General features: G+C 42.4%; 14 protein-coding genes and 2 tRNA genes. 10 read left to right on the top strand and 6 right to left on the bottom strand.

From position 1 onward, the window contains the following. Together infB and JXR01_01320 are read right to left on the bottom strand one after the other, a co-directional pair. On the bottom strand, window positions 1–1,497 hold the full coding sequence (gene infB, locus JXR01_01325; GenBank protein ID QSH39637.1) for a translation initiation factor IF-2: 1,497 nt from the start codon (window positions 1,495–1,497) through the stop codon (window positions 1–3). Window positions 1,498–1,558: 61 nt separating this feature from the next. Next, entirely contained in the window at window positions 1,559–2,053 is a 495-nt protein-coding gene (locus tag JXR01_01320) for a DUF4446 family protein (protein ID QSH39636.1), read from the bottom strand. A gap of 51 nt (window positions 2,054–2,104) precedes the next feature. Here JXR01_01320 and JXR01_01315 point away from each other — a divergent pair, with 51 nt between their 5' ends. From JXR01_01315 to JXR01_01305, 3 genes are all read left to right on the top strand, one after another. Then, the gene (locus JXR01_01315; GenBank protein QSH39635.1) at window positions 2,105–3,307 is read left to right on the top strand and encodes a cysteine desulfurase; all 1,203 of its coding nucleotides are present in this window, start codon (window positions 2,105–2,107) and stop codon (window positions 3,305–3,307) included. A 90-nt stretch (window positions 3,308–3,397) separates the two neighbouring features. Then, a complete protein-coding gene (locus JXR01_01310) occupies window positions 3,398–4,216 on the top strand; it encodes a trypsin-like peptidase domain-containing protein (GenBank protein QSH39634.1) in 819 nt (272 codons plus the stop codon). A 37-nt stretch (window positions 4,217–4,253) separates the two neighbouring features. Continuing rightward, window positions 4,254–6,944 carry an AAA family ATPase gene (locus tag JXR01_01305; protein QSH39633.1) on the top strand — a complete coding sequence of 897 codons (2,691 nt, stop codon included), beginning with the start codon at window positions 4,254–4,256 and terminating at the stop codon, window positions 6,942–6,944. Window positions 6,945–7,014: 70 nt separating this feature from the next. Here JXR01_01305 and JXR01_01300 read toward each other — a convergent pair whose 3' ends face one another. Further along, window positions 7,015–7,314 carry a hypothetical protein gene (locus tag JXR01_01300; GenBank protein QSH39632.1) on the bottom strand — a complete coding sequence of 100 codons (300 nt, stop codon included), beginning with the start codon at window positions 7,312–7,314 and terminating at the stop codon, window positions 7,015–7,017. A 280-nt stretch (window positions 7,315–7,594) separates the two neighbouring features. Continuing rightward, window positions 7,595–7,677 (bottom strand) — tRNA-Tyr (locus tag JXR01_01295). A gap of 98 nt (window positions 7,678–7,775) precedes the next feature. On the opposite strand from JXR01_01295, the gene JXR01_01290 reads away from it, so the two are divergent. The 3 genes from JXR01_01290 (at window position 7,776) to JXR01_01280 (ending at window position 8,583) form a co-directional block, all read left to right on the top strand. Beyond that, complete coding sequence (locus JXR01_01290; protein ID QSH39631.1) at window positions 7,776–8,168, top strand: hypothetical protein; 393 nt, start codon at window positions 7,776–7,778, stop codon at window positions 8,166–8,168. A 40-nt stretch (window positions 8,169–8,208) separates the two neighbouring features. Continuing rightward, complete coding sequence (gene rpmG, locus JXR01_01285) at window positions 8,209–8,370, top strand: 50S ribosomal protein L33 (protein QSH39630.1); 162 nt, start codon at window positions 8,209–8,211, stop codon at window positions 8,368–8,370. A gap of 142 nt (window positions 8,371–8,512) precedes the next feature. Continuing rightward, window positions 8,513–8,583, top strand: a tRNA-Trp gene (locus JXR01_01280). Window positions 8,584–8,988: 405 nt separating this feature from the next. Here the strand turns inward: JXR01_01280 and miaA are convergent. Further along, a complete protein-coding gene (gene miaA, locus JXR01_01275) occupies window positions 8,989–9,903 on the bottom strand; it encodes a tRNA (adenosine(37)-N6)-dimethylallyltransferase MiaA (protein QSH39629.1) in 915 nt (304 codons plus the stop codon). 41 nt (window positions 9,904–9,944) lie between these two features. Between miaA and JXR01_01270 the strand changes: the two genes are divergently transcribed. Both JXR01_01270 and JXR01_01265 read left to right on the top strand, forming a co-directional pair. After that, window positions 9,945–10,550 (top strand): redoxin domain-containing protein, encoded by a 606-nt coding sequence (locus tag JXR01_01270; protein QSH39628.1) that lies wholly within the window; start codon window positions 9,945–9,947, stop codon window positions 10,548–10,550. Window positions 10,551–10,646: 96 nt separating this feature from the next. Then, window positions 10,647–11,852, top strand: coding sequence for an MFS transporter (locus tag JXR01_01265; GenBank protein ID QSH39627.1), 1,206 nt, complete (start codon window positions 10,647–10,649; stop codon window positions 11,850–11,852). Window positions 11,853–11,923: 71 nt separating this feature from the next. Here JXR01_01265 and JXR01_01260 read toward each other — a convergent pair whose 3' ends face one another. Further along, complete coding sequence (locus tag JXR01_01260) at window positions 11,924–12,376, bottom strand: GatB/YqeY domain-containing protein (GenBank protein ID QSH39626.1); 453 nt, start codon at window positions 12,374–12,376, stop codon at window positions 11,924–11,926. Window positions 12,377–12,430: 54 nt separating this feature from the next. Between JXR01_01260 and JXR01_01255 the strand changes: the two genes are divergently transcribed. Then, the gene (locus tag JXR01_01255) at window positions 12,431–15,100 is read left to right on the top strand and encodes an HAD-IC family P-type ATPase (GenBank protein ID QSH39625.1); all 2,670 of its coding nucleotides are present in this window, start codon (window positions 12,431–12,433) and stop codon (window positions 15,098–15,100) included. A 42-nt stretch (window positions 15,101–15,142) separates the two neighbouring features. After that, on the top strand, window positions 15,143–16,192 hold the full coding sequence (locus JXR01_01250) for a DNA recombination protein RmuC (GenBank protein ID QSH39624.1): 1,050 nt from the start codon (window positions 15,143–15,145) through the stop codon (window positions 16,190–16,192). The last annotated feature ends 59 nt before the right edge of the window (window positions 16,193–16,251 follow it).

The following is a 16,251-nucleotide window of genomic DNA, read 5'->3' as shown; positions in this document are numbered from 1 at the left end:
CTACTTTATTACGAGCTCGAAACATTCAATAGTGTCTCCAACTTCTAATGCGATATCTGCCTCAATTTGGGCACCAAATTCATCACCTTCGTTAATTGTATCTACACTTTGTTTTCCACTTTGAAGCTCTTTGATGACACCGTTCCCAACCAATTCATTTGCTCGTTTTATATGAACCTTTCCATTTTTTGTTACTTTGCCACTTTTTACCTTGCCACCGACAACGTATTTATTTTTCATTGCAGAGAAGTACATGAGTATTTTTGCAGAACCAATTTCTTCTTCCACCTCCATTTTAGGTATCCTTGACTTTATTACTTCATCTAACCATTCACTTAGTTTGTAAATAATATTAAATGAATGTATTTCTTTTTCATTTTGCATTGCGATATCTCGTGCAGAAGCATCTACACCGACGTTGAACGCAACAACAAGTACGTCGTGTTTTGAAGCAAGTGCTGTTTGGACATCGCTCTCTGAGACATTACCAACGCCATCAAGAATTGTACTTATAACAATACGTTCGTTTCCAAGTTTTAGAAGCTCGTGCTCAATAGCTTCGAGTGTTCCAGTGGCATCAGCTTTTATGATAAGGGGGATAAGATGCCGTTCATCTTCTTCATGCAAGGCTGTCATTGTAGGACGATTTGATGACCCTGTTCCTTTTGCCAATTCTGCATCTTTCTTACGTTCATACGCACGAAATGTGGATCCGACACTTGGGAGTGAATCAAATCCGATAATTCGCACAGGGCTCGAAAAACTAGCTTCTTTTATTGGTTTACCTTCAAAATTTTCAAAAATCCTAACAGGAGCAAGTGAGTTATCGGCAACAACATATTCTCCACTGCTTAGTGTTCCGTTTTTTATTATTAGTGTTGCAGCAACACCCTTTTTGGGGTCTCTATGAGCCTCAATAACAACTCCTTCAGCTGGTAGTGTTGTGTCCCCAGTTAGCTCTTCTAGTTCAGCGACAAGTAATAGGGTGTCTAGAAGTTCACTCACACCTTCTCCTGTTTTTGCGGACACTTCGTTAAAAGGAATATCTCCTCCCATCCCTTCAATATAGATCTCGTTTTCGATAAGACTTGCTTTCGTTGTATTTGGATTAGCGTTTGGTTTGTCTATTTTGTTTATTGCAACTACGTAGGGAATTTCAGATTTTTGTATAGCACGCAATGCATCCAACGTTTGGGGCTTTACGCCTTCCTCGGCTGACACAACAAGAATTGCGATATCAGCAACTGAAGCACCACGTGCTCTGATTTTTGCAAACGCTTCGTGTCCAGGAGTGTCCAGGAAAGTAATTTTCTTTACCACGCCTTCGTGTTCGTGCTCAACTTCATAAGCTGAAACATGCTGGGTTATACCACCAGCTTCTGAGTCGACAACATTAGTGTTTCGAATATAATCCAATAGAGCCGACTTGCCATGGTCAACATGCCCCATAACAGCTATAACTGGAGAACGTAGTATGTTAGTTTTTGAATCAGTCATATTAAAATGAAGCGCTAAGTAGCGCTCTGTTGAAACCCACCCACCCCGTAGGCTTGATAAATCAAGTATGCAACGAATTCCTTGCTTTTTCAAGGGCGAGAGCTTCTTCTTCAGTAAGTTCCTTCTCACTTTTGAAGCTGGCGATATCTTTACAGTATATACTTACACTGTTACGTGCGTGAAGTGTTGAGAGGATAAAACCGTTCCCTTCTTCTGTTATGAAAGCTGTTGCAAACGATGGTTTGCTATTTCCACTGCCTGCGAATGGATTAAAGCGCACTATACCGGTACCACGGATGCTACTTTGTAAACGAGTATCAAGTGTAGTGAGGTTTGTTTTTACAGTCTTTTTGAAGTCGCTTAGGTCTTGGTAATCACGAGCAATGGCAGCAAGATGATGTTCAATATTCTTACCGTCTGCTCCGCGTGTTATTCGGCGAAGCCGTATTTCCAGAACGATATTCCATATAAGTAAAAGAATAATGCCAAACGTCATTACGTAGGGAAGAACTGTAGGAAGTAAAGTTATAAGAGAGTTTTCAAATATCATTTCCATGTGCGAGATTGTAGCATGGACATTCTGACTTTGCCGCTTACAATAGCCAGTATGTTTACAAGTAAACAAAAAAGAATATTTCTGGACTATGCAGCTGGTACTCCTGTTTCTAATGGTGCACTGAAAGCATACAATGATGCATCAAAGTATTTTGCCAATCCACAAGCATTGCATAGTGAAGGACTAGAGGCTGCTCGAATTCGGGACGATGCCCGAAGTAGTATTGCTAAAATCTTAGGCGTTAAGTCACAAGAGCTCATTTTTACCTCAGGAGGAACTGAAGCAAATAACCTCGCACTAGCTGGGTACCTTGATGCTCTTGAGGAAGATGGGGTGGAAATGAATGAATGTCGAATTATCGTCAGTGCTATTGAACACCCTTCGGTTAAAGATGTGTTCGTACCATTTATTCGACGAGGGCTTCACGTTGATGTTGTATCACCAAACAAGCAAGGGGTTATAACACCTGAATCAGTCGAAGCGCTTATACAAGAGAATACGGTTTTAGTGTCAGTAGCTCTAGTGAATAGCGAAATTGGAACAGTCCAACAAATACATGCGATTGGTAAGTTGCTAAAGCAAAGAACCCCCATAGTTGATGGTAGAAAGTTCGAGAAGATACTATTCCACACTGACGCATGCCAAGGACTATATCAGTCACTTGTACCTCAAGGACTAGGGGTTGACCTTATGAGTTTAGATTCTGGAAAAATGTTTGGTCCACGAGGGGTAGGTGTTTTATATATCCGGCGTGGTGTTAAAATTTCTCCTGTTCTCCGAGGTGGAAGCCAAGAGCAGGGACTTCGTCCAGGAACTGAAAACATTCAGTTGTATGCTGGCTTTGCCGCGGCTTTTGAGGAATACACTCAATTGCGTGAATCAGAAAGCGTTAGATTAGACGACATACGAAATGAATTGTTGAAAGCACTTACAGAGGAAATTCCAGACATAGAAGTTAACGGAGATGGGAAAAACCAAACACCACACATTTTAAATATATCAGTTTCTAAAATTGATTCCGAATATGTTGCCATGTATCTCGACCAACGAGGACTCGCACTTTCAACAAAGAGTGCATGTCTTGAAAGAAGTGGTGTCAGCAAATCTCATGTTGTGGCTGCGTTAGGGAAAGAAGAATGGCATGCTACAAGTGCACTTCGTTTTTCATTTGGGCGCGATACCAATATTGAAGATGTCCCACTGATTGTTTCAAAAGTTTCTGAAGCAGTAAAAGCCTATCGGAGTTTCTCCTAATCATTGACTCGCTTTTCAAGTCGTTGTACTCTGCGTATACACACCCGTACCTGCATTGGATAAGCGGGAGAGGTGCGATACTATATGGCTATGAATCTAGAAGAACTAAACAAGTCACAAATCGTATTGCTTACGATGCTTGTTTCGTTTGTCACATCTATTGCTACAGGAATTGTTACCGTCTCTTTGATTGAGGAAGCACCGGCTGATGTCACACGAGTTGTGCAACGGGTTGTTGAACGAACTGTTGAGCAGGTGGCACCAGCAGAAACACAGCAAGCAACTGTCATAACAAAGGAGCGCACAATCATAATTAAAGAAGCAGATTTGATTGCAGCAGCGATTGCTGACAACAAGTCAAAAATTGTGAGTGTTATCGACTCGGAAACAGCAGCGTTCGTATCACTTGGTGTATTTATTGATGCAGAAGGAACACTTGCAGTCGACGCATCGGTTCTTAAAGAAGGAGGAACATACTCGGTAGATTTAGGAGATGAGGAACTTGCCTCAACAACACTACAGTACGAAGGTGGTGCGCGTGGCGTTGCCTTACTTCAAGTAGAAGCCGAACGTATTGGAATTGCTGCAGTATCGTCTTCTGAAGCTGCGCTTTCGCTTGGACAGACTCTTGTGGCATTTGTAGGTAATGGAAGCATAACCCAGGGTATTGCAACAGAACTTGGAGAAGGTGGATATATTGGAACAAGTATCAGTGGGACAAAAATTGCGCCAGGAGCACCACTTATAAATGTTGATGGGGAAGTTGTTGGTATTAGCACCGGTGCTTCTCGAGAAGTTGGTATTAGTACATTTGCACCGATTCGAGCAGCGTTTGCCCAAGCTGCAACACCCACCACAGAAACTGAAGAAGTTGTAGAAGATACTCCAGAAGAAGAGGTTGCCCAGTAAGACTTTACACGTTTACTCGTCTCTATAAAATAGCACTATGCCATTTCAGAATTTCACAACCAAAGCAAAAGAAGCGGTGCACAGAGCGCATCAGCTTGCTATCGAACGTGGACAGTCACACGTGAGCCCTTTGCATTTACTTGCATCTTTGTTGTTGCAAGATGAAAGCATGACACTCTCTATACTTGAACGACTAGAGATAGATACTATTCATTTTGCCGATTCACTTATCGATTCATTAGACGGTGGAAGTACTGGAGCTACTACTATGTCGTCTTCATTTCAGTTATATCTTACTCCAGAGTTAGCACAGGTGTTGCAAGATGGCGCGCCGAGGATTGCGAGTACATTTGGAGATCAATTTGTTTCAACAGAGCACTTGCTGTTGGCTATATTAGAGAATCCAGGAAACGCAGCTGAGGTACTCGCACGATTCCAAATCAGTCGCGAAGAAGTAACTGGGATTTACGAAGATATTAAAGATGGAAAAATAACTGATATTGAGGCACCAAAACAGAATCGTGCGATTGCTAAATTTACGCGAAGCCTTACAGAGTTAGCACGAGAAAATAAACTTGATCCTGTTATTGGGCGAGATACTGAAATAACTCGTGTTATCCAAATACTGTCACGACGCACAAAAAACAACCCAATACTAATCGGGGAAGCAGGTGTAGGAAAAACTGCTATTGCAGAAGGGCTTGCGCAACGCATGGCAACTGGCGATGTCCCAGAGTCTTTGAAAGAGAAAGATCTCGTATCGCTTGATTTAGGACTCCTTATTGCCGGTACAAAGTTTCGTGGGGAATTTGAAGAACGCTTGAAAGCAATCATGAAAGAAGTAGAGCGTGCAGAAGGAAACATCATTCTCTTTATTGATGAAATTCACACTATTGTTGGTGCTGGAGCCGCTGAAGGTTCGATGGATGCTTCAAACATGCTTAAGCCTGCACTTGCACGAGGTGAGCTTCGTGTTATTGGCGCTACAACACTTAACGAATATCAGAAACACATAGAGCGAGACCCAGCGCTTACAAGGCGCTTCCAGCCAGTACATGTAAATGAGCCATCACTTGAAGATGCGATAGCTATTATGCGTGGCCTTAAAGAAAAGTATGAGCTATTTCATGGTGTGCGCATTACCGATGAAGCCATAGTTTCTTCGGTGGAGTTAAGTAGTAGGTACATTACAGAGAGATACTTACCTGATAAGGCAGTAGACCTTATTGATGAAGCTGCTTCAGCACTACGTATTTCACTAGAGAATAAACCTCCGAAACTTGAAGAAGCACATCGAAAGATAATGCGTCTCGAAATTGAACGAGAGGCACTGAAGAAAGATGTTAAAGAAGGAGAGAAAGAGGCAAAAGCTCGGGTAAAAACAGTCGAAAAGGAGATTGCAGAATTAAAGGAAGGATCTCGTGAACTAGAAGTAAAATGGAAGAATGAAAAAGAAACGCTTTCTGAAATAAAAAGCATCAAGCAAGAACTTGAAGAAGTACGCCTGATTGCAGAATCAGCTGAGGCAACTGCTGATTTAGCAGCTGCCGCTGAAATTCGCTACGGTCGAATTCCTGAACTGGAAAAGAATTTGCAAACAAAGATGACTCGGCTTAAGAAGTTACAAAGTTCTCGCCGCGTACTTCGTGAAGAAATTGGAGCAGAAGATATTGCTGATGTCGTTTCGCGCTGGACAGGAGTGCCAGTGCAGAGAATGCTTGAAGGGGAGTTGGATAAACTATCTCGTATGGAAGAAACACTTCGAGGCAGGATTGTGGGACAAGAAGACGCACTACAGAAGGTTGCTGACGCAGTAAAACGCTCTCGAGTAGGTATTTCTGATCCGAACCGCCCTATAGGATCATTCCTATTTTTGGGGCCAACAGGAGTTGGAAAGACCGAGCTCACAAAAGCACTCGCTGAATTTATGTTTAATGACGATAAAGCACTCATTAGAGTAGATATGTCGGAGTTCATGGAGAAACACTCTGTTTCTAAGATGATTGGTTCACCTCCTGGGTACGTTGGACACGATGAGGGAGGCTCACTGACTGAACAGGTGCGACACCGTCCATACTCAGTTTTGCTGTTTGACGAAATAGAAAAGGCACACCCTGAAGTATTTAACATTCTCCTGCAAGTGCTTGATAACGGACATCTTACCGACGCAAAAGGGCGTACGGTAAACTTCAAGAACACGATCATCATTATGACAAGTAACCTTGGTGCTGAGCACATTGATAAAATGAGCCGACTTGGGTTTACTGATGATCAAGGTGAAAGTGCTCAGTATGTTCACAGTAAGGATAAGGTAATGAAAACCTTGCGCGACTTCTTCCGACCGGAATTCTTAAACCGGCTTGACGAGATTATACTCTTCGATATTTTGTCAGTCGAAGCGATAAAGAATATTGTTGAAATGCAGGTTGCTATTGTACAGAAGCGTCTTGCGGAAAAGAATATAAAACTCGAATTTTCGACTGCAGCGCTCACATATCTTGCAAAGGAAGGATATAATCCGCGCTACGGCGCACGTCCATTGAAGCGGTTGATACAGAGCAAGGTTCTGACGCCAATCGCGACTATGATGGTATCTGAAGGAATGATGGGGGGAGGTGTAGTGAAGGTGGACGTTAAGGACGACAAATTTGTTTTCGATTCAAAAAAGAAAGCCAAAGCTCGCAAAAGAGTAGGTGTAAAGCGGGCTAGGAAGGTGGTTGGGGTTTAGTAGGTAGAAATCTATAAAATATTAACCCCCGAGCAACCTGGGTGGCTCGGGGGTTTGGACGCACGTTTGCTTAGGTGTCTCCGTATCGTATTTGGAGAGTTAGATTTTTCCAAGTCTCCAAGACTTTTGACAGGTGCTTTGTGCTAGCACCATACATAAAGTCAACAAGCACGATATAAATAATCACGCTCACAATTCGTACGAACTCTGTTTGTGACGCAAACAGAGTTCGAATTTCCAATGCCGTAGGGGAATCAGAAACGGAGAACGGCGCAAGAGCAAACAGAAGTATTGTGAGTGGAACGGTTACCGGCACTTTGAAAACAGCAATAAGAAATCTCTTAATGCAATACCATGTATACGAATCCATATTCGTTACTCCTCAGTTGAAGGTTGTCCAACTTTTATTATAGGACTAATAGACTAGAGTGTCAATAGTTTTGAAAAGAGTGAATGATGGCAGGATTTGACCACCAGTCACTAAGTACAATCTACGCCTTGTGCAGGCTTGATTATACTAAGTGCTCCAGGCCGGACTCAACGCTTAATCCTGCCCCGCAGGCGCGTTTCCGTCTTTCAAATCATGAACAACTCAACGATGCAAAGAAAAAACGCTATTCTAGTCGAATAGCATCTTTTCTTCACATATGTGCGCCGGGCAGGATTTGAACCTGCGTAGACCGAAGTCGCGAGGTTTACAGCCTCGTGCATTTGACCACTCTGCCACCGACGCAGGTCGTGTGAGTGTATCAAAAAAACACCAATATTCAATCATATCTGTTTACACATCTTTTTCTAGAGGATGTTGATGTTCGATGTTAGGATTAAGCTATGAAAAGACATTTAACATATATACTTTTAGCAACAGCATTGCTAATTGTACCGTTAGGAGTTTTTGCTCAAGGTATAGTTCCGTGTAATGGACCAGATTGTGATTGGGGCTCTCTTGTCACACTTGGTCAAAATATACTCAATCTAATTGTAAGCATTGCGGTCATTTCATCTGCGGTTATGTTTGCATACGCTGGATGGCTTTTCTTTTCTGACACTGGGAATGCGAGTAATGTTGAAAAAGGAAAGAAGATTTTTGGTGCAGTAGTCATCGGGCTCATCATCGTTCTCGTTGCGTGGCTTGTGGTGAACACGATCTTGGTCACCTTAACTGGCAGGGGGCTAGAGGAGCGTACCAAACAAGATTTGTCTGAACCATTTTTGCCAGGTTAAAGTTGACATATAGCCACCAATTGTTTACTGTAACCGCTACATGAGCCAAGATAAATTGAAAAAACTAGCGTGTTCTGGATGTAAACGTATTAACTACTGGACGTCACGACGGATTAAGGGTGAAAACCTCGAAAAGCTTGAATTAAACAAGTATTGTAAGTGGTGTAAGGGGAAGAAGGCACACAAGGAACTGAAGAAATAGATTTTTAATAGAATTGGCGTATTTCTTTGTTAGAAATTGCGCAGCCGCATTCGCCGTACGTTTTGTACGGCTTATTTGCTGCTTATCTCTTCCGCGAACTACACTCAATTCTATTAAAAATCGTGATATACTCGTGTGCACTGGGCGATTAGTTAAGTGGTATAACTTCGGTCTCCAAAACCGATGTCGGGAGTTCGATTCTCTCATCGCCCGCAATAAAACAATAGCGTGGATACGGTAGTATCCACGCTATTGTTTTACCGGTCGTGAGAGAATCGAAAAGAGTCGCCGGTACACAAGATGATGAAGCGAAGTGGAATCAGGCTTGTCGGCGACGGCGGGGTCGCGTCGCTTAATAGAATGGAGCACGTAGTGCGAACAGGCTATTTAGCAGAGGTGACCGATTCTCTCATCGTTTCCATGCAGTCAAAATTATACTTAGTGAGCTGACGTCGATTCACTACAGGAGCACTTCGATTTTTATAGTCGCTGCACTTCTTAAAAATCTGGTCGTTCTCATTGCTGCTACTGAATTAAAACTGAATTATCACAGAATTAACACCGTGATAATTACGTAACTAATTACCTATTTAATTACCTATTTAATTACGTAATTAATTACTGCAAGAACTTCTCAACCAAATCTTCAACTCCGTCTAATTTACCTCCTTCAAACCAATTAATTTTTTCATTTCGCTTAAACCACGTTCGCTGCCGTTTTGCATACCGTGCATCATCTCGGTCTATATATTCAATGAGTTGGTCTTTTGTAATCTTCTCGCGCAAATAGTCAGCAAGATGTTTGTACTCAAGACCGAGCTCTTCCATGCGCTTCCATGACAAGCCATTTTTATGTAGTTCTTGAGCTTCTTCAATCATGCCATTTTCTAATCGAATAAGCGTGCGTTCGTGTATCCGCTCTTTAAGTTTTTCTTTATCCCATCGTACTCCAATCCAGAGTACATCAAGCTCAAGGACTTTATTTTTTGCTTCGATATCCTTTCGCTTTGGTGCAAGTGCAATCTCAAGTGAGCGTATAATGCGTCGTACAAGATTTTGCTCACCTTTTTCTTCTAGTACCGCAGCTCGTCGTGGGTCGATATTTTTGAGTTGAGCAAAAAGAACATCAGCCGGTAGTAGTTCAAACCCCTTGCGTAGTTCATCGTTTGGCGGAGTTGACGCAAGCAAGGACGGATTTAAAAGTGCGTCTATATAAAAACCTGTACCACCAGCAATTATTGGAAGTTTCTTACGAGAAAGTATGTCAGACAAAGCGTTTCGTCCTTGTGTAGCGAAGTCTGCTGCACTATAAACCTCTCTTGGGTCAGCAACATCAATAAGATGATGGGGAATACCACCCATTTCTTCTTTGGTGACTTTTCCCGTCGCTATGTCCAGACCTTTGTAGACTTGGCGTGAATCAGCTGAAATTATTTCACCACCATACTTTTTGGCGAGCCGAACTGCTAACGAGCTCTTTCCAGACGCGTTGGTACCAACAATAACAATAATTTTTTCACTGCCCGTATCCATTATGTTACTATATAGCCGTTACTCACTAGATACAATATATTATGGAACCAAACGACACGTATGACGAATTTGAACTTTTTGGACCGCTGACCGTAGGTGATTCTGTACCCAACTTTGAATTTGAAGTATTTCAAGACGAAAAGACAAAAAAGATGAGCATGAGTGACTTACACGGTAAGTGGACTGTCCTCTTCTTTTATCCCGCTGACTTCACGTTTGTGTGCCCAACAGAGCTTGAAGATCTTGCAAAACTATACGAAAAATTCCAAGCAGAAGGAGCTGAGGTGATTTCGGTATCAACTGACACAATTTTCGTACACAAGGCATGGCACGATGCATCGGACGCTATAAGCAAGATTACGTACCCGATGGCAGCTGACCCAACACATGAATTATCACACGCATTTGGTGTACATGTTGCTGACGAGGGTGTAGCACTTCGTGGGACATTTATTATCGACCCAGAAGGCGTTATTCGCGTTGCTGAAATACATGACAATGACATTGGACGGAATGTGCAAGAGACGTTGCGAAAGATTCAGGCGGCCAAATTTGTTGCTGAACACGATGGGAAAGTGTGCCCGTCAAACTGGAATCCAGGAGACGATACGCTTGAACCTGGTTTAGATCTTGTGGGAAAGATTTAAGAACCGCCCTCTAAACAGAAATAACCCTTCGCTTACGCGAAGGGTTATTGTGTATTGCTCAAAATATTACGCTGCAGTGCTATATAATTAATTTCTATGGATGAACTCCAAGATAAGGCAGAGAAAGTAGTGCACGCACTATATAAGAAAACGCACTTTTCACGAGATCTCGTGGCACTGTATGCAAGCCGCACGTTGATGCGAATTTCTCTTGGTGCACTTGGGGTTTTTCTTCCAATCTTTTTTTTTCGAGAGTTCAATTATGATCTCCAATTGGTTATTGCAATTTTTGTGTCCATTTACGGGCTGCATCTTTTATTGACTCCATTAAGTTCGAGACTCCTCGGAATAATAGGAACACGTCGAATGATAATGCTCGGTCTTGTATTCGCGGTGCTTTCTATAGTGGCACTTTATTTGTTCCCACGTAATCCAGAATATGTAACGGTACTGTATATTTTATTTATTGCTGCGTATCGTGCACTTTACTGGGTTCCTTATCACGTCGATTTTTCTAATGGCCTTGATAAATCAATGCGCGGAAGGCAACTGGCTATATTGCGCAACACCGCGAGTGTCGTACTTATTGCAGTACCAACGATTGGTGGTTTGATTATCTCATCTGCCGGGTTTGATGCCGTGTTTCTTTTCTCCATTTTCATAATGGTTTTTGCGATGATTCCGTTGTGGTTTATGAGTCACACGTACGAACGGTATAGTTGGGGATATATGGAAACATTTCAACATTTGTTTGCCCATGGAAATCGATCTTTGTTTATTGCAAATTTCGCAAATGGCGCACAAGGCATGGCGATAACTCTCTTTTGGCCAATTTACATCTTCACGCTACTTGACGAGCGATTTACCGTACTGGGTATCATTGCGTCACTCACTGTTGTGGTTGTTATTGCATTACGGACATTTGTAGGCAAACTTTTTGACACCTGGAGTCAGAAACGAATGCTGTGGGTTGGAGTGATTATGGCGACAACAGGGTGGGTCACAAAAATATTTGTTCAGACGCCGTTTGAGGTTTTTGCAGCTGACAGTTATCACAACTTTGGACGAACTGTTAACTCTCTTTCATTCGATGCTACCACCTATGAGCAGGCAGCGGACAATGGTAGATATGTAGATGAATACACCGCACTGAAAGAAATGGCACTTTCTGTTGGGCGCATTGTCATGCTTCTCCTTATGGCAGTTCTTGTACTCTATTTAGATATGCGTATCGCGTTCGTAATAGCAGCCTTCGTTGCTTTGTTTATGCTTGGTCTTAATGCAAAGATGAAAATACGCTAAAGCAATATACCCACTTAGGACATCCGATGTCCTAAGTGGGTATGTACGTGCGTCTGTGACTACAGTCGATATTATGAGAGTTTTTCGGTGACAACTTCTTTTACCACCGTACCATCTGCATTGCCTTGTAGTTCTTTCATAACAGCACCGACAACAATCCCCGCTTTACTTAACTCTGCATCAGGCATTGTTTCGAGTACGCGGACGACAGCTGTCTCCACATCTTCTCTCGACATTTGTGCAGGAAGATACTCTTCGAGAACTTCCATTTCACTCCTCTCTTTATCGGCAAGGTCAGTGCGACCACCTTTATCAAATTGTTCAATAGAATCCTTTCTCTGTTTCACTGCTCGTTTTATCACTGAGAGAACCCCATCGTCTTCGAGTAGTTCATCAGGCTTTCTTCTTTGTGCAACGAGTTCATTTGTAAGTGCGCTCAAAAGACCACGTAATGTAGAGAGGCGAAGTTCTTCTCTCGATTTTAGTGCGGTCTTCATGTCTTCTTTAAGTTGGGTATGTAACATATATGTGTATTATATCAATTTTACGGAGGAGTTGAATGGTACAATACTAGCAATATGCAACATTCTAAAGCGTGGCACAGTTTTACAGGAGATAAGGTCCTGGCACTATTTGGAACAGACAAAGACTATGGACTTACTCAAAAACAATTAGAGAAAGGACAAAAGCAATATGGTCCAAACGCACTTCCCAAAGACCAAGGGTTCTATCTCATTGATGCAGTACTGAAGCAGTTGCGAAGTCCGCTTTCGCTCGTCTTGTTAGCAGCGGGTGCTGCAACTATCTTTTTAGGTGCCTATTTAGACACGACAGTTATTATTGTAGCGGTAATCATTAATGTCGTTGTTGGAGTACTACAGGAAGGTAAGGCAGCTCGCGTATTTGAAGCGTTAGAGAAATCTCAAGAAAAGTACGCAACAGTATTACGTATGGGGAAGCAGCAAGTGGTTGCTGCAGAGTCTTTAGTTCCTGGCGACATAGTGTTTTTACAAGGAGGTACGATGATACCTGCAGACATACGTTTACTTGAGGTTAAGAATTTTGCGGTGAATGAAGCTGCTCTAACAGGGGAGTGGCTTCCTGTTGAAAAGTTACACACTTCTCTTGGGCGTGCGCTCCCGCCATCTGAACAAAGAAACATTGCATGGATGGGTACACTTGTTGCAGAAGGAAGTGCGACAGGGATTGTGGTTGCGACAGGCGAGAGTGCTCGATTTGGTGAGATAGCAAAAAGTACTCATGATGCAATGGATTCACTGACTCCATTGCAAAAGAATATTCAGAAAATTGCTCGATTTTTAATGGGGATGGTAGGTTTTGCACTCGTCATCATTCTCGCCCTTGGATTGTTGCGAGGTGAACCTATATCATCAATGCTTCTTCTTGCTATAGCGGTAGCGGTTGCCGCGATGCCCGAAGGTCTTCCTGCTGCAGTTACTGTCGTGCTCGCTATCGGTATGGAAGCAGTACTGCGAAAAGGTGGATTGGTAAAGAATCTGCTCGCAGCGGAAACCCTTGGCTCAACCACCGTTATTTTGACAGACAAAACAGGAACGCTCACGCAAGGAAGAATGATTTTGAGTGGTCTCTATACTTTTTCTGGGATAGAGCAAAATGAAACTGCGGCAATTTCCGATAATAAAGAATTATTACGAATGGCTGTTCTCTCATCCGATGCATTTGTTGAGGAGGATCCAGAAGAGGCAGGGAAATTACTTGTCAGAGGCAGGCCTATTGAGAAGGCAATAATGGAAGGTGGTTTAGAAGCGGGATTGTCTCAGGCTGATTTATTTTTGAATGGATTTGAACGTATTGATTTTGTCCAATTCGAATCGTCACGTCGATATGCTATATCGCTAAATAATTGCCCTCAAAAGGGTAATAGAGTGTATTTGTCGGGTTCGCCTGAGCACCTCCTCGCTAACTCAGATAAATATTTCCTAAACGGGCGAGAGCGCAAAATGGATGAAGTGACACGAAAGAAATTCTCAGAAATACAAAAAAAGATTTCTTCTGAGGGTATGCGCTTTACTGCGATTGCGTATATAAAAACAGCGAGTGATACAGTTCCCGATGAAGTCCTTAAGCCATCAAAAAAACATCAGTTTGTATTTGTTGGATTATTGGCATTTCGTGACGCAGTAAGGCCAGATGTTGCGCAAGCTATTAAGGAGGCAAAGAGTGCAGGAACAAGGGTTATTATGGCAACAGGAGACTATCCAGAGACAGCTCGTGCTATTGCAAGGGAAGTTGGAATCGATACACGTACTGACGCCCCTGTGCTCACTGGCGTCATGATAAGTGAGATGGACGATAAACAATTATTAAAAGCACTCAATTCACACAAGATAATTGCCCGAGTCCTACCTGAGCAGAAATTGCGTGTTGCGCGGTTACTTCGAAATGCAAAAGAGGTAGTAGCTATGACAGGAGACGGCGTAAATGACGCACCAGCGCTTGCCGCAGCAGACATTGGTATTGCCGTAGGGAGCGGAACAGACGTTGCCAAAGCGGCAGCCGATCTTATTCTTATCGACAATAGTTTCTCTGTGATAACCGCTGCTATTGGTGAGGGAAGGCGAATTACTGCAAATTTACGAAAAATTGTAGCGTCCCTTCTTTCGACGAGCTTCAGTGAAATTATAGTAATAGGAGGCTCACTCGCAGCTGGCGCTCCACTGCCATTACTTCCAACACAAATTCTTTGGGCGAATATTATCGGAGAAGGATTCATGAGTTTCCCGTTAGCCTTTGAACCAAAGGAGAAAGGTGCAATGAAACAAAAGCCAGGGAAGCGAGGTGTACGGAGTATTCTCACAAAACAAGCCCGTTGGTTTATTTTTTCCGTCAGTATAATCACCGGTGTGACGCTCCTTGGGCTCTTTTTCATTCTCTTATCTGTAGGAGTGCACATCGACAAAATCAGAACCATCATATTCATCATGCTTTCAATAGATTCTATTCTCTTTGCGTTTGCATTTCGTGATCTTTCTCAACCATTTTGGCGCATCAATTTTTTCTCAAACAAGTTTTTATTAGGAGCATTTGCGATAAACTCAACACTTCTTTTGTTCGTCATCTCGGTGACACCAATGCAGCAATTACTCTCATTACGGCCGCTATCTCTCCAAGAATTAGCCGTTTTGTTTAGCTTAGGCTTTGCAAGTTTAATTGGTGTAGAAATTGCAAAACATTTTATATTTAAAGAAAAGAAGTCACGGCGTTAATACGCATATAGGGAAAGAGTATTGTTTTGGTATACTAGCATCATGACTTCTGTAACAATGGTACTCATTGGCCTCGCCGTTATAATTGTTGCAAGCAACGCGCTTGTTCTGTGGTACTTCATACGGAGCACTAAAAATACCAAGCCTGATAATGGGGTTGATTTTTTGCAGAAAGAGATTCATGGCCTCCGTGATTTGTTTGACCGAAAAATAGGGGACAGTACACGAGACATAAACGAAAGTATGCGTGAGCAGCTTCGGAGTTCGCAGAAAGTAGTAGGGGACGTTACTGAGAAACTTACCCGTCTGGAAGAAACTAATAAACAAGTAGTGTCTTTTACCGAGCAATTGCGGCAACTACAGGATGTTTTGAAGAATCCGAAACAGCGAGGAATCTTGGGCGAGTATTATTTAGAGTCAGTATTACAGAATGTTCTTCCTCCTGATAGTTTTAGAATGCAGTATAGCTTTCCGGATAAAGAGATTGTAGATGCTGTTGTATTCGTAAAGGACAAAGTAGTTCCGATTGATTCAAAATTCTCTCTTGAGAATTACAATAGAATGGTTGAGGCAAAGGACGAAACAGAGCGAGTGCAGTTTGAAAAGGCATTTGTGAACGACCTCAAACTTCGTATTACAGAAACTTCAAAATATATTCGCCCAGAAGAAGGGACGACAGAATTTGCTTTTATGTTTATTCCGTCTGAGGGAATTTACTACGAATTACTATCCAACAAAGTTGGGACAGGGGATGAAAGTTTAATACAACGCGCCGCGGGAACACATAAGGTCATCATTGTGTCTCCTACGTCATTTTTAGCGTATTTGCAGACAGTATTGCAAGGTCTCAAGGCGATGGATATAGAAGAGAAAGCAAAAGATATCATCAAAAACGTGAGCAAGCTCGGAAAGCATATCGAAAAGTATGATGACTATTACGAAAAGCTCGGCAACTCACTTTCTACTACGGTAAACCACTATAATGCGGGGTATAAGGAGCTTGGTAAGGTAGATAAAGACGTTCTTCGTATAACCGGTACAGCGCCTGGGATTGAGATAGAAAGCATCGAAAAACCAAACAGAGAAGACTAGTGGGGTTCTAATCATTCTAAGAAATAGCCCGTACCCGTTGCTTTTTTGAACCCTTCTGG

The sequence above is a fragment of the Candidatus Kaiserbacteria bacterium genome (assembly GCA_017134395.1).
Taxonomy (GTDB): domain Bacteria; phylum Patescibacteriota; class Minisyncoccia; order Phycocordibacterales; family UBA2100; genus UBA2100.
Note: the sequence above shows the minus strand (reverse complement) of the source record. Positions and strands in the feature narration are given on the sequence as shown.